Below are 14,623 nucleotides of genomic sequence, written 5' to 3'. Positions count from 1 at the left end.
TACATAAAATCACACACCCTATTAGAAACATCACTATTTTTATAGTATTTTAATTCAGTAAATTTTTCATCTCTCAAATACTCCCATTTACTCCGTCATATGATAATAATGTGATGTCCTGTATTGTACTTACTAAGAGGATTATGATACTTTTTAACGATGTCATGTTAATGTAAAGGAGCGTTCACTACGTTGAATCAGCCCTCTATCGGCGTCATTCTCGCCCAAATCGGAACACCTGACGCCCCCACCGCTAAGTCGGTACGCCCTTATCTGCGGAGGTTCCTCTCCGACCGCCGGATCATTGATTATCCCCCTCTGCTGTGGCAACCGCTGCTGCGCGGAATTATTTTACGGGTAAGGCCACGCCGATCTGCCAAGCTCTACAGCGAAATCTGGCTCAAGGAAGGTTCCCCACTGCTGCTTCATTCACAGGCCCAGGTGGCCGGTCTGCAAAAGCTGCTCGGCAGCCGTTATCAGGTGGAGCTGGGTCTTGCCTACAGTGAGCCCGGCATGGAACAGGCTTTTGCCAAACTGGAGTCCTCCGGAGTGACCCGGATCATCGTGGTCCCCTTGTTTCCGCAATATTCTTCTACTACCACAGCATCCGTCTACGACGCCGCCTGCTTTGCCGCTCTCGGGCGCCGCAGCGCTGCCGGACCGGTATCCAAACGTTTTGTACCCGCACTCCGGTTTATGGAAGCCTACTATAATGCACCGGGGTATATCCTTGCCATGAAAGAGCTTTTACTGCGAGAACTACGTAAAATAAACACCAAACCGGATTACTTCGTGCTGACCTTTCACGGGATTCCCAGCAGGTATGCAGAGACCGGAGACCCCTACCCGGAGCAGTGTCTGGAAACGGCCCGCCTGCTTGCAGAAGCGATGAATTGGGCGTCCGGGGATTGGCAAATCTCATTTCAATCCCGTTTTGGCCGCGAGGAATGGATCGGGCCATCTACAGAGGAAGTACTGAAGGGGCTGGCCGGACGCGGGATTCAGCGGCCGATGATTTTTTCGCCCGGACTTGTGACCGATTGCCTGGAAACATTGCATGAGCTTGCTGTGGAAGGAAGAGAGCAATTTGCTGCCGGAGGTGGACAAGCAGACTCCTTCCTTGCCGCCCCCTGTTTGAACGACAGTGAAGAATGGCTGGACTTTCTGGCACAAAAGGTCAGTGAGAATGCTCAAGGCTGGCTGAAGGAAGCTGTTTTATAGTGCATTTGAACCCATAGTAAATAAAGTATCTATATAGAATGAACTTGAGAATATACATTTAGGGAAAAGTAGCGGAGGGGAATTTTGGAACTGGAGGAGCGATAGCGTCCGCCTGAAAGCTTTCCGTAGGAAAGCTAGCTTCGGAAGCATGGTCAAGGTTTGGATTTCTACCGCGATTCGCGGTTAATTTCAGGAAATCCAAACCTAACAGCGGCCGGAAGTCCAATATTCTCTGGAGTCACGGCCAATCCCAAAATAGAAGAATTATTAGTTCAATCTATATATCAAAGAAATAAGCCGCCCCTTGCGCAGATGAACACTGCGGACAGGGCGGCTTATTAAATGCGGGTATGATAGAACTGTGCACCAATCTCATGCAGTCAGTTGTTTGTATTTGGAGGTCAGTTCCTCAAACCATTGTTTGTCCTGGAGGGACAGTGCAAAATCAATCAGTTCGGCAATTTCTCCCGGCTGCAGTTCTGGTGAATCATTAAAGCTGACTTCCGCAGATACCGTTGCCGCTCCGTCTGCACCTTCGGCAAAATCATAGGAGAAGCTGAGCTTGATGTCGCTCTCCAGAAATTCATTGCGCAGGAAGTAGAGCACTTCACACATCAGAACCGGTCTGACATGATTGTCGAAAACACATTCCATAACTTTTGCCCAGTAGTGCTGGTTGTTGAGATGCAGCTTGTCATTCGTTAAGAGATATTGTTCTCCTTGAAAATCATTCACAAATCTCAACTCAAGCGGCTCCATTTTAAAAATACCGGCAATTTGCTTTATAGTAATATTCACGATGTCCTGCGTTTCTAATTTGATCATCTCATCCACCCCGTTCCATATATTTGAACTTTCAATCATTTTGTCTGATAATCACGATTTGGCAATAATTTTAATTAATTTATAGGTATTATCGTCTATTTTCATTATTTTGTTAATGTTTTTCATTAAAATTTTATAATAATTAGTTTCAATATGTGATGAAATGGTTAAATATATGCCTTCAAATCTAAGAAAATACCTTTCCACTGCGACTTGCGACTCAAAAAAGGGCTTCCCCTCATGTTGCCACGCCGCCATATAAGGACCAATTCCATAGCGAAATGGGGTGTCTCTGTCTGCATTCAGACTAAGAGACACCCCATTTAGTAGAGAGCATTCTATTTAATTCAAACTTGTCACTGTAAGATTAAGACCGCCTTAGCAAAATAATGTTACCAGCTGGATTCCTTCTTCCGGAGAGATGCGTACCAGTCCTTTATCCGAAATGCGCAAGGTCGGAATTACCGCAAGCGCAAGCAGTGACAGCGTCATAAAAGCATAATTCAGTGTGCAGCCCGCATCGTACAGAGCTTTGCTAATAGCAGCGGACTGGGCGGCTGCGGTCTCAAATGGTTCCGCGGACATAAGTCCGGCAATCGCAAGCGGGAACAAGGTTGTGCCGCCGCCGGTAATTACAGCCACTCCACCCTGCGCTTCAGCTACAGCCCGGGCGGCCTTGGCCATCAGTTCATCATCGTTGCCGATGATCAGCACATTGTGGCTGTCGTGAGCAACGGTCATGGCGATTGCCGCCGGTTCATGGAAGCCAATCCCCTCCACAAGCCCGACCGATTTGTTGCCGGTTCCTTTATGCCGTTCGAATACAGCGATTTTGCATAGGCCGTCTCCCACCTGCAGCTTGCCGTCCTTCACAGGACGCTGCACAATGAGTTCACCGGTCTCTACATGATTCTCAATAACCTTAATGACCCGGACAGCAACACTGCCTGACTCCACGGGAGCATGGATAATAAAATCATCCGGAACCGGAAGCTGCGGCAAATGAACCGACGCCCGCACTTCCTGCGGGTAGGTGAATGCCGGCAGCGAGGCCGTCATGATGCCATTCTCGGCCACGACCACACCTGCGGCAATGGTCATAACGACGTTGACATCGGCCAAATTTCCGTCCAGCAAAATAATATCTGCGCAGGAGCCCGGAGTAATTGAGCCGATATCGCGGGCTACCCCGAAGCGCTCAGCGGTATTGATCGTTGCCATCTGGAAGGCAGTGACAGGTTTCACACCCTGGGAAATGGCATGGCGCACCACAAAATCCATATGTCCTTCATCCCGCAGTGATTCCGAGCTGCGGTCATCGGTAACGAGCATCATACGGCGCGTCTCCAGCCCGTGTTCGGTATGCGCTGTGATCGTCTTCGCCACATCATGCCAGGCGGAACCGCGGCGCATTTTGGCATACATCCCCAGACGGACACGCTCGATCACATCTTCTGCGGTAACACACTCATGGTCACCGCTTACACCCGCTGCCGCATAGACCGGTAGTCTCCAGTCACTGGACGGCCAGGTAAAATGCCCATCCACATATCTGCCGGCCCGCAGCGTAGCCTGGATCTCGCCGAGCATTTTCTCATCGCCGTAGACTACGCCCGGAAAGTTCATCACCTCACCGAGGGCAATGACATCCGGCCCCCAGGTATAAGCTTCCGCCACTTCCTCCGGTCCGATAGAAGCGCCGGTTGTTTCGAATTCAGCTCCCGCCGAAGGCACGCAGGACGCTACCTGCATATAAGCGGCAAGCGGTGTGCCGCGCATCTCATCCAGCATCAGCTTGATGCCCTTCAGTCCGAACACATTGGCAATCTCATGCGCGTCGAAGAACCCGCCAGTTGTCCCGAGCGGCAGGACCGCACGGGCAAATTCCGTTGCTGTCAGCTGTGTGCTCTCAATATGACAATGTCCGTCAAGCAGTCCCGGAGCGATATATCTGCCGGCTGCATCAATGACCTGCGTGCCTGCTCCTATCGTGTGCGAAACATCCTTGCCGACATAGGCGATGCGTCCCCCCTGTACCGCAACAGACATTCCCTCCAGAATTTCACCGGAGATTACATTGACCAGCTTCCCGCCGGTTATTACCAATGATGCCGGCTGATCGCCGCGGGCTGTAGCCACAAGCTCAGGCACACAATCCGCCAAAGGTTTTCTAATATAAGTCATGACTTCCACTCCCCTCCGATATCTTGAATATAGCTACAAACTGAGTTACAGCGTAAAACAACTATGACCTAGTATTTCAAGTGGAAACGGCTTCGCCATCCTCAAAAGGACGGTATCTGTTTCAGCGAGAACTAGAAGGATAATTTATAGCGTGAAGCATATAAATTATTATATTTTAAGAAAAACGGCCTTACTGCCCTTTGCAGGACGCAAGCCGTTTCTTGGTTAAAGCGCGGGCCGTCCGTTTCATCCGGACAACACCTGTTTCCTACATTCGACCGGCTGCAGTATTCAACCGATTATCTTACTTTTGCATCATATACGTCAAGTGCCGCCTGAACGCCAAGCCCGGCGGGAACAGCATGCCCATGCCGCAGCAACGCCCCCTCCAGCGCACCGAGCAGGCGCAGCACATTATTCTCCCGGCAGCTGAAGCCCATCGTGCCGATGCGCCAGATCCGCCCTTTTAACGGCCCGAAAGAACTGGCAATCTCAATGCCGAAGCGTTCCAGCAGCATTGTCCGCACGGCTTCCCCGTCAACGCCCTCCGGAATCAGCACACAGGTCACCACCGTCAGTTTGCTCTGCGGATCTCCGTACAGCTTCAGCCCCATTGCCGTAAGTCCGGCAACTAGCGCCTCTTCATGCAGCGCATGCCGGGCATGCCGGGCCTCCAGCCCTTCCTCAAGCACCAGCCGCAGCCCTTCGCGCAGCGCATAAAGCATGGAGGTCATCTCTGTATGATGATTGAGCCGCTGGGGGCTCCAGTAATCCTGAAGCATTCCCAGGTCAAAATAATTGCTGCGCACAAAATCCAGCGCTTCAGCCTGGACCTCACCGGTCCTCAGGCCACGCTCCACCCGCTTGCGCTTCAGGAGCTTGGCCTCCGCCCGTGCATTGTACGTAACCGGGGCCATGCCCGAAGGAATGGACAGGCATTTTTGCGTGCCGCCGATCACGGCATCCAGCATCCAGGCATCCGTCTCCACGGGCACACCTCCGATCGTCGCCACCGCATCCACAATCAGCAGGGCATCCTGTTCACGGCAGGCCCGCCCGATGCCGGCCAGCGGCTGCACACGTCCCGTGGAGGTCTCTCCATGTACGATTGCCACGATATCAGGCTTGAAGCTCTTCATGGCTGCAATCACTTCCTCGGGGTCAAACACGCAACCCCATTCCTTCTCAAGCGTCAGCACCTCTGCCCCGCAGCGTTCGGCGATTTCATGCAGCAAATGGCCGAAGCGGCCAAAAATCGGGATCAGCACCCGGTCCCCCGGAGCAATCAAACTGACCATTGCTGCTTCGATTCCGGAGCGTGAAGTGCCGTCCACAGGGAAAGCCCATTGATTGTCCGTAACGAACAGTTCCCGCAGCATCTCCATCGTTTCATTCATAATACCCGTAAATTCGGGATCGAACTGTCCCAATACCGGAAAAGACATGGCCCGCAGCACTCGCGGATCGACTTCCACCGGACCCGGGGTCATAATGCACCGCAGAGACGGCGACAAATCTTCGTACCGCTTCATAATCATCTCTCCCTAGGCTAACTCAGCTCTCTTTATAGGCTAATTCATATAACATAGCTGTTAAGACATCCAGCCCGGCTGCCAGCTCCTCCGGCGACGAGTATTCATCCGGGGAATGGCTGATTCCCGCCCGGCTGGGCACAAAAATCATGGCTGTCCGGCATCCGGACGCAAACAGCTGGGCATCATGCCCTGCTCCGCTGATCATGGTGCGGAAGGTTTTCCCCTGACTCAGGCAGATCTGTTCCAGCGTCCTGCTCAGGCCCTGATCCATAGGCGCAGGCGCTGTGGACAACGTCATGACCACTTCCAGCGTCAGTCCCCGCCTGGCTGCAATGTCCTCAAATCCGGCCATCACTCCAGAGCAGAAGCTCTCCAGCCTTTTCGCCTCACTGTGGCGGATGTCCAGCGTAAACTGCACGTCCCCCGGAATAACATTTGGTGTGCCCGGGTAAACCTCAAGCCTGCCTGAAGTGGCTACCAGCGGATCTCCGGCTTCCACCGCAGAGCGTTCCAGCTCCAGCAGCATTTCCGCTGCACCGGCAAGCGCATCCCGCCGGTGCAGCATCGGTGTTGTGCCGGCATGATTGGCAGTTCCGCCGACCTTAACGGTAAAGCGCCTCTGGCCGGCGATGGCCTGCACGACCCCAATCTGCAATGCGGATTGTTCCAGCACAATCCCCTGTTCAATATGCAATTCGACAAAAGCGCCGATATCTGTTCTGGCTGCCGTTTGTCCTGCCGCAACAGCTTTATGATCTCCTAGCGGGTGCTCCGAGCTTAAACCGCAGGCTTCCATCGCTGATTTTATCGTTACACCCTCTGAATCGGCGGCTGTCTCGGCTTCGCTTCCATCATACAGACCCGTAACATGGCCCGAGCCCCAGAAGGTCAAGGGAAACCTGCTGCCTTCTTCTTCGCTGAAGGATACAACCTCCAGGGTCCGCAGCGGCTGCCCGAAGGTCTGCTGCAAATAATTCAGAGCCGTCATGGCGGCGGCTACTCCATAAGCGCCGTCATATCTGCCGCCGTTCAGAACCGTATCAATATGAGATCCGGTTAATATCACTTTACTGTCCGGTTGTGATCCGCCGAGCCGTCCATAAATATTCCCCACCCTGTCTGTCCTGACCGCCAGGCCCATCCCGGCCATCCGCTCCTGCAGGAACTGCTGGGCCTGAAGCCATTCCGGTGTGTACAGCAGCCTGGTAACCCCGGGTCCGGGGGCACTGAAAGCGGCAAGCTCCTCCAGCAGCATCAGCATCTCCCGGGCCGGTGCCTGAATCAGCGGCGTATTCATATAGAAGGCTGCCCTTCATAGGTCCGCAGCCATTCCCCGCCGCCTTCGGCCACCACACCTTGTTCCGCGTTGTAGACAACCGTACCCCGGCTGAGTGTTGCCATTACCTTGCAGGACAAGGTCATTCCGGTATAAGGACTATGTTTATGACGGTATAACAGATCTTCTGCCGCCAAGGTATAGGGGTGATCCGGATTCAGCAGTACCAGATCGGCATCCAGCCCGGGTGCGATCGAGCCTTTACGGTGATCCAGCCCGAATCGCCGCGCCGGAAGTCCTGACAGCAGCGCAGAAATCTGCGTAACTGGCAGTCCACGCACATTCACCCCTTCGTGGAACATCAGCTCCAGGCTGCTCTGTGCGCCGGAAATACCGCCCCACGCTTCAAAAAAAGACAATCCGGGAGCAAGCTTAAGCTCTGTCGGACAAGGCGAATGGTCTGAGGCGATGAGATCGATTTTACCGTCTGCAAGTACCTTCCACAAGCGTTCTTGTTCCTCCAGGCTGCGCAGCGGGGGTGCACATTTGGCCAGCGGTCCCAGTTCCTCCATGTTATCCTCACTCAGGATGAGATAGTGGGGGCAGGTTTCCGCAGTAACATCAAGGCCGCGCAGCTTGGCAGCATGAATCATTTCAATCGCGGCAGAAGTGCTGATATGCACGAAGTGCAGCCTGCAGCCGGTTCGCTCACTGTATAGCAGCGCTCTGGCTACCGCCTCCAGCTCGGCTTCCGCCGGGCGGGAAGCGGCAAAATCGCGCGCTCCGGTCCGCCCGCTGCGCAGGGCATCGGCCGACAACGCCGCCGTCAACTCCTCGCTTTCTGCATGCAGTGCAAGAATGCCGCCGAGCGCAGCAATTTTCTTCATCCCTTGATAGAGGGTATCAGCGTCCACCTCGCGGAATCTCCCCTCCCCTTCACCGCCGGGGTTGGAGATAAAGGCCTTAAAGCCGGTAACTCCGGCTGCCGCCAGCGGCTCCAAATCTTCCAGATTGCCGGGAACGAGTCCGCCCCACAGCACATAATCCACTGCAGAGTTCCCGGATGCGGCTTCTGCTTTGAGCTGCAGTGCGGCTTGATTGACCGTTGGCGGGTTGCCGTTCAGCGGCATATCTGCATAACAGGTGATGCCTCCTGCCGCCAGCGCCGCCGAACCGGTACGGAAGCCTTCCCAATGGCCCAGTGCCGGTTCATTAAAGTGGACATGCATGTCAATCATGCCCGGCAGCACATATAGTCCTTCCGCATCAAGGATGCGGGTATCCGCTCCTGCCGCAAGCTGCTTGCCGAGGGCAGCGATCTTACCGTCCTTCACCCCGATATCCAGCTTAAGCACTTCCCCGGGGAGCACTACATCTCCATTTTTGATGATAAGCTCATAGGTTTCTTCCATGAATCGGTCACCTCCGGTCATCTGATCTTTATGATTTCATTAGCTTCCCCGGTACGTGCTGTACCCTCCGGGAGCCACCAGCAGCGGAACATGATAATGGGCGGACGGATCAGTTATATTGAAGCGGATCGGGATTTGTTCGAGAAAGAAAGGGGCGGCTCCATCAGCACTGTTCCCTTCTCCGGAGGCTTCAAACGGCAAACCGCTGCTGCGAAAATAATCTCCGGCCATAAACAGCAGCTCATAGCTGCCGGCTGCCAGTTCTGCACCTTCCAGCAGCGGAGCGTCCAATCTGCCATCGGCATTCGTTACGGCTTCGCGCAGCAGTGAAGCTGCCCCGTCTTCCAGCCTCCATAGCTGAAGTGCCATGCCGGCAGCGGGGATGCCCCCGGACAGGTTGAGAACGTGGGTAGTCAGCCGCCCGCTCATGCCGGAATCCCTCCGGGAACCACGGTACTAACTATAATCCGGCATGGCAGTCCATCCCGCAGATATATCCTGCGGAGCATGCACCGGCCCCCGTCCTTCCAACCTGACTTCAGCAAGAGAGATATATCCATCACACGGATGCCAGCCCACTGCCAAGCTTTTTCCGTTGAATTTTCAAAGTTGAAGTTATTGGAACCTTTCGTTCCATGCTTTATTAGTTCAATCCGATGTTTAATCCAATGTCCGTTCAGTGGTCTGTTCAGTTGCTCATTCTGCCGTCTTTTGGCGTGTACCTTTATCCGTTCCGGCATGGCTGATCCCTCCTGCGGGTTGTGTAGTGAATGCAGCATTGATTCTCAAAAATGCAGTTTTAGCTGAATCGTTTTAAATACATCATTTTTCTTCCGTTATCAGATCGCGGAGCCGGAAGCTGGTGATTTTACCGATTTCATAGAGCGCCTGCTCCCATTCCTCCGCCAATGAACGATTGACCCGTTCCCCTATCGCTTCTATGATGTCATCCTTGTTTTTGCCGCGTACAGCGAGAATAAAAGGGAAATGAAACTTCTCCGTATACACCGCATTCAACCCGGTCAACCGCTCGAACTCAGCAGGCGTCAGCTGATCCAGACCTGCCCCCTGCTGTTCTGCCGCCGACAGCGGCGTGACCTGCAGCCGCGTGGCCAGATCAGGATGGGACCTCAGCAGCTCCGCAATCCGGCTTCGCTCCGCACTTCGCGCCGTTTCCAGCATGACACCGTGCAGCTGTTCCACGGACTGAAAAGGAATGTGCCCGTAAGTCCCCTCCGCCACCCAGGGTGAATGCTCAAATATCCCTCCAAGGGTTCTCACGAATTCCTCTTTGCCAAGCCCATTAATCTTATCCAGCGTTAAAAAATCATCCGGCACAGTCATCGGCCCACCCCGCTTTCTATCGCTTTGTTTACTGCACGCAAGATCCCGCCATAACCAGTGCAGCGGCAAATATTCCCCGACAGCGCTTCTTCCACTTCCTCCTGCGAAGGCGACGGATTCTCCTCCAGCAGGGCGACTACCGAGATCACCATCCCCGGTGTGCAGTAGCCGCACTGAAATCCTCCCTCTTCCAGAAAAGCACGCTGCACAGGATGCAGCCCCGCTTCGCTGAGTCCTTCAATGGTTGTAATCTCCGTTCCCTCGCATTGATAAGCCATCGTCAGGCAAGAGTTGACCTGCCGGCCGTTGATCAGAACCATACAGGCTCCGCAGCGGCCAATTTCGCAGGATCTTTTGGTTCCGGTAAGCTCCAAATCCTCGCGCAGAATGCTCAGCAGCCGGCGGGCCGGCGGAACCTCCTTAGATACCGCTTGGCCGTTGATGATGCAGTTCAATGTGAACCCCACCCCGGTATCACTCGCTGCCTGTTGTGGCGCAAGTCCAGGTTGACTATCCTTGATGTACAATTCGTAGTTATCCGACATGCGTCTTCACCGCCTTCTGCGGAATAAACGGCGTAGCCTGCAGCCATTCGGGCTCGATCGGCAGCCGGTTGACCCGTTTGCGAACCGCCTGGAATACAGCAGAAGCGACTGCGGGGGCCAGATTGACCGAACCGACTTCCCCAATGCCGCGGGGGCCGTAAGTATCATGCTCCGGTAAACCTTCAATCGGCTGCACCTGGATGCTGCCGTTCATATCGACAATCGTAGGAACCAGATACGTATCCATGTTCTTCGTTACATAGCTGCCGCCAGCCATTACCGCATCTTCCGTTAATGTAAAGCCGATGGCCATACTGCTGCCGCCTTCAATCTGTCCCAGATAGCCTTGCGGATTGGCAACGGGACCTGCCGCTACCGCATGATACTGATCGGTCACGCGGACCCGTCCGGTCAGCAGATTAATCTCCACCTTAACCGCGATGGCGGAATACGTGTACAGAAAATGGGCACCCACCCGTTCCAGCTTGGTGGTCGGATATTTGAACACTGTCTCACAGACAATCGGCTCTGTGATGCTGCGCGCAAGCTCCGTATAGGACAGCAGCAGCCCGCCATCCTTATGCCGGATTCCTCCGGGACCGGGCTTCAAGCCTTCAACCGCTGCTCCCGTCCTGGCCGCTGCGGCTCCCAGCAGCCGGGCTGTAAAATCCGGATGCAGCCGCTTCAGCGCCATCCACATCATGCTTGTGGAGCGGGAAGCAGTGCTGGAGCCGCTGTCCGGCACTACATCCGTATCGCCAATGACGATCCTAAGGTCATCTGCGGCAAATCCGTACTGCTCGATCAGCATCTGCTCCATTGTCGCTATCAGCCCTTGGCCGAACTCCTCGTAGCCGAAGACCGCCTCGATCTTGCCGTCCAGTGCCAGCGACAGCCGTCCGCCTCCCGGATCGGGAATACCGTAACCAAGGCCTGCGCCGTGCATGGCGATCGCCGCGCCGGTGCCTGTCACAATCCACGGCTCCTTCGGCATCGCAGCCGGAGTACTTGGAGCCTCTGAATCATCAGCTCCAGTATGAGGCAACTCCGCTTCCTGCATCAGCGGAGATGCCGCCAGCGCCTCCCACACCTGCATCGCCCCGTGCGTCTGGGCGATCTCCTGCCCTAGCGGCCCTGGATCGCCGTAGCGCCGCAAGTTCCGGCGGCGCAGCTCCCACGGATCCAGATTCAGCCGTTCAGCAAGGCGGTCTACCTGCCCTTCCAGGGCAAAGATCGCCTGATTGCCGCCAAAGCCGCGGAATTCACCGGATACGCCATTGTTCGTATATACCGCAAAGCCCTCCACCTCCACATGGCGGATCTGATAGGGACCTACCACATGCTCTGTGGCAAAATTCAGCACTTCCGCCCCCAGTGTCGCATAGGCCCCGGTATCGGAAATAATCCGCACCTGATGGGCCATGATCGTCCCCTCGCTGTCGCAGCCGGTCTTCATTGTAATCTTCATGGGATGGCGCTTCAGCCCGGCGCGCACCGATTCCGCGCGGGAATTATGCAGCCGGACCGGACGCCGGGTCCGCAGTGCGAGCAGCGCTCCATACGGCTGGACATTCAACTCGTCTTTGCCGCCGAATGAACCGCCGATCGGACTGGAAATGACCCGGATATCCTCCTCCGGGAGGTTCAGTATCCGCGAAAGCTGCCTGCGGTCCATCAGACCATGCTGTGTTGCTGAGTAGATCGTTAGCCTTCCGTTTGACTCTGGGATAAACAATCCGCCTTCGGTCTCCATGTACGTATGCATCTGGCGCGGCGTCCAGTAGGTCTCTTCCACAACATGGGCACAGCCTGCGAACGCCGCTGCCGGTTCGCCCTTGCGGTATTCCGTATGATGAAGCACATTGCCCTCTTCATGCAGCAGGATCGCCTCGGGCTTCATGGCTTCCTCAGCATCCTCCAGCAGCGGCAGCAGCTCATAGTCTACTTCAATCAGCGAAAGCGCATATTCGGCAATTTCATCGCTGTCCGCAGCTACAGCCGCAATCGCGTCGCCGGTATAACGTACCCGGTCGCTGCAAAAGACCGGCTGATGCGGCAGAGCAATACCAAAGCCGTTCAGCCCGGGCACATCCTCATGGGTAATTACCGCATGTACTCCAGGAACCTCAAGCGCCTTTGCCGTGCGGATAGACAGAATGCGGGCATGGGCCTGATGGCTACGCAACACCCGTCCGATCAGCATCCCTTCGGCGCTCATGTCGGTTAAATACTGCAGCTTGCCGGATACTTTCCCCTGCCCGTCGGGCCGTGTACGCCAGAGGCTTCCGCTGGATTCCTTGTTCAGCAGCATTTCCCCTCACCCCAATCCACCTAATTTTCTATAACGATTACTTTCCTCCGCCTGCATTCAAGCCCTTCCACAATTCAGAAACAATGAGATTGCCCGCGGTTTTCCGCTTATAGGCTTCGGCGGCAAAAGGGTCGCTATATGTGTCAAAGCTGCTCTCCACCGCTTCGTACACTGCGGCCATCAGACTGTCGCTGTAGACAGCACCTTCCAGAAGTGCTTCAGCCGCCGGAAGCCGCTGTGGTCTGCCGGTACCTCCGCCTGCTGCAATGCGGACGCCATTCAAGCTGCGGCTTGCAGCATCAAGAGTTGCCGTAACAGCTATGGTAACGAGCGAGGCTGTAAAGGCATCCCGCCGCCCCACCTTGCGAAAGATCTCCAGCTTACTCTGCTCCCCGTGTTCATGGCCTGCCGAAGGAAAGCGGATCCCGGCAAGAAGTTCAGCTGCCGGCTTCTCCCCGCTCCAGCGGCGTTTCAGCCAGGCCTCGACAGGCTGCACTGAAAGGAATTTGCCGTCAAAGGAGGCCACTTCGGCATCGTAAACCAGCAGCGCCGGGAGAATATCTCCATAACCGGAAGATATATTGCCGCCAAGTGTAGCCAGATTGCGCACTGCGGGTGCGGCGATGTTGCGCGCCGCCTCCTGCACCGCCGGAGCGATCTCCCGCAAATCCAGGTTCCCGCGGCATTGCGACAGCGAAACCAGAGAACCTATGGTTAAATAATCTTCAGCGAGTCCGATTTCACCCATCCCGGCGATATTCCGCAAATCGATCATCCGCTGCGGCAGAGGAGCCGTCCCCGCTTCCCATTGCGTCCGCAGCAGCGTTCCGCCGGATACATATACGGCTCCTTCACCTAACATCGTCTTCAGCTCCCATGCCTCCTGCAGGCTGCGGGGCTGATGCACTGCCGGGGGAGCCGGCTTTTTACTCCATATAGCTCCCATCACTTCCGCCTCCTCGCCAGTTGGCATTTCTTCCATGCATTATATTCATCCGACTGATTCAATTACCGCCGCTTCGTCAAAAACGCTGCTCGCGGATATAAGGCGTACCCAGTGACTCCGGCGTGCCGGATGGTTTGTTGCGGTTGCGGTAACCGAGGTACATCAGCACGAGAATCGTTACGACGTACGGAATCATCTTAAGGAAATAAGGTGGAATTGCACTGCCGAGCAGCTGAAGGCGGAAACCAAGCGAATCCAGTGCACCAAAGAAATAAGCGCAAAAGAGGGCACGCAGCGGATTCCATCTGGCGAAGATCACCAGCCCGACGGCAATCCAGCCGCGTCCTGCCGTGAGGCCTTCATTCCAGGTTGGCGCGTATGCCAGCACCATATCGGCACCAGCAAGGCCGATTAATGCCGCACCGGCTGTCACGTAGCTGTAGCGGATCAACTGCACGCGGATCCCCATAACATCCGCCGTGGCTGGACTGTCCCCGACCGCACGTAAATGCAGTCCCCAGGAGGTATTGTGGATCAGCAGATGCAGCACCAGAACGAGCAGCAGGCTGAACCAGGTCAGGTAATCCAACCTGCCGAAGAGATCTCCTATAACCGGGACTGACTTGACCCAGCCGAGATCCAGCTTCGGCGAAGTTCCCGGCAGCGGCAATCCGCTGATGGACTTGCCCAGATAAGCGCTGAGCCCGCTGCCGAACAAGGTCATGGCCAGGCCGGACATCGTCTGGTTCGCCCGGAGTGTGACGGTGAGAAACGAATGCACCAGGCCTAGCAAGGCGGTGACGGCCACCGCTGCGAGCAGAGCCAGCAGCAGGCTGCCGCTGCGGATGTAGATGATGCAGGTGGTTACCGCCCCCATCAGCATCAGCCCTTCAGCGCCAAGCTGGATAATCCCTGCACGCTCATTCAGGATGCCTCCCAGTGTAGCCAGCAGCAGCGGCGTTCCGGCGGAAATGGCGGCTATTAATAACTGTGTAGTGAAATCCATGGTTTAACTCCCTTCTCT

The 14,623-nt window shown here is 55.3% G+C and carries 13 protein-coding genes; 1 reads left to right on the top strand and 12 read right to left on the bottom strand.

What is annotated here, in order from left to right:
* Window positions 1-192: 192 nt before the first annotated feature.
* Window positions 193-1,221 (top strand): ferrochelatase, encoded by a 1,029-nt coding sequence (gene hemH / locus ACQ76X_RS15745; RefSeq protein WP_438494949.1) that lies wholly within the window; start codon window positions 193-195, stop codon window positions 1,219-1,221.
* A 372-nt stretch (window positions 1,222-1,593) separates the two neighbouring features.
* Here the strand turns inward: hemH and ACQ76X_RS15740 are convergent, their stop codons facing one another.
* From ACQ76X_RS15740 to ACQ76X_RS15685, 12 genes are all read right to left on the bottom strand, one after another.
* Window positions 1,594-2,046 (bottom strand): IDEAL domain-containing protein, encoded by a 453-nt coding sequence (locus ACQ76X_RS15740; protein ID WP_038587350.1) that lies wholly within the window; start codon window positions 2,044-2,046, stop codon window positions 1,594-1,596.
* Between the two features lie 378 nt (window positions 2,047-2,424).
* Window positions 2,425-4,230, bottom strand: a complete 1,806-nt coding sequence (locus ACQ76X_RS15735; RefSeq protein WP_438494948.1) for an adenine deaminase — start codon at window positions 4,228-4,230, stop codon at window positions 2,425-2,427.
* Between the two features lie 299 nt (window positions 4,231-4,529).
* On the bottom strand, window positions 4,530-5,762 hold the full coding sequence (locus ACQ76X_RS15730) for a pyridoxal-phosphate-dependent aminotransferase family protein (protein ID WP_438494947.1): 1,233 nt from the start codon (window positions 5,760-5,762) through the stop codon (window positions 4,530-4,532).
* Window positions 5,763-5,784: 22 nt separating this feature from the next.
* Window positions 5,785-7,062 (bottom strand): Zn-dependent hydrolase, encoded by a 1,278-nt coding sequence (locus ACQ76X_RS15725; protein WP_438494946.1) that lies wholly within the window; start codon window positions 7,060-7,062, stop codon window positions 5,785-5,787.
* Complete coding sequence (locus ACQ76X_RS15720; protein ID WP_438494945.1) at window positions 7,059-8,453, bottom strand: allantoinase; 1,395 nt, start codon at window positions 8,451-8,453, stop codon at window positions 7,059-7,061. Before ACQ76X_RS15720 ends, ACQ76X_RS15725 begins: the two co-directional genes overlap by 4 nt.
* A gap of 39 nt (window positions 8,454-8,492) precedes the next feature.
* Window positions 8,493-8,882, bottom strand: a complete 390-nt coding sequence (uraH, locus tag ACQ76X_RS15715; RefSeq protein WP_438494944.1) for a hydroxyisourate hydrolase — start codon at window positions 8,880-8,882, stop codon at window positions 8,493-8,495.
* The gene (locus tag ACQ76X_RS15710; RefSeq protein WP_438494943.1) at window positions 8,879-9,193 is read right to left on the bottom strand and encodes a hypothetical protein; all 315 of its coding nucleotides are present in this window, start codon (window positions 9,191-9,193) and stop codon (window positions 8,879-8,881) included. Before ACQ76X_RS15710 ends, uraH begins: the two co-directional genes overlap by 4 nt.
* A gap of 82 nt (window positions 9,194-9,275) precedes the next feature.
* Window positions 9,276-9,797 carry a 2-oxo-4-hydroxy-4-carboxy-5-ureidoimidazoline decarboxylase gene (gene uraD, locus ACQ76X_RS15705; protein ID WP_438494942.1) on the bottom strand — a complete coding sequence of 174 codons (522 nt, stop codon included), beginning with the start codon at window positions 9,795-9,797 and terminating at the stop codon, window positions 9,276-9,278.
* Window positions 9,794-10,342: a (2Fe-2S)-binding protein gene (locus ACQ76X_RS15700; protein ID WP_438494941.1), complete on the bottom strand. Its 549-nt coding sequence runs from the start codon at window positions 10,340-10,342 to the stop codon at window positions 9,794-9,796. Before ACQ76X_RS15700 ends, uraD begins: the two co-directional genes overlap by 4 nt.
* Window positions 10,332-12,653, bottom strand: coding sequence for a xanthine dehydrogenase subunit D (gene pucD, locus ACQ76X_RS15695; protein ID WP_438494940.1), 2,322 nt, complete (start codon window positions 12,651-12,653; stop codon window positions 10,332-10,334). The genes ACQ76X_RS15700 and pucD overlap by 11 nt, the downstream gene beginning before the upstream one ends.
* A 37-nt stretch (window positions 12,654-12,690) precedes the next feature.
* The gene (locus ACQ76X_RS15690; protein ID WP_438494939.1) at window positions 12,691-13,599 is read right to left on the bottom strand and encodes an FAD binding domain-containing protein; all 909 of its coding nucleotides are present in this window, start codon (window positions 13,597-13,599) and stop codon (window positions 12,691-12,693) included.
* 76 nt (window positions 13,600-13,675) lie between these two features.
* A complete protein-coding gene (locus ACQ76X_RS15685; RefSeq protein WP_438494938.1) occupies window positions 13,676-14,605 on the bottom strand; it encodes an ABC transporter permease in 930 nt (309 codons plus the stop codon).
* Window positions 14,606-14,623: the final 18 nt, after the last annotated feature.

Origin of the sequence: Paenibacillus sp. IHBB 3054 (assembly GCF_051594305.1) — a bacterium.
Taxonomy (GTDB): Bacteria; Bacillota; Bacilli; order Paenibacillales; family Paenibacillaceae; genus Paenibacillus_AQ.
Note: the sequence above shows the minus strand (reverse complement) of the source record. Positions and strands in the feature narration are given on the sequence as shown.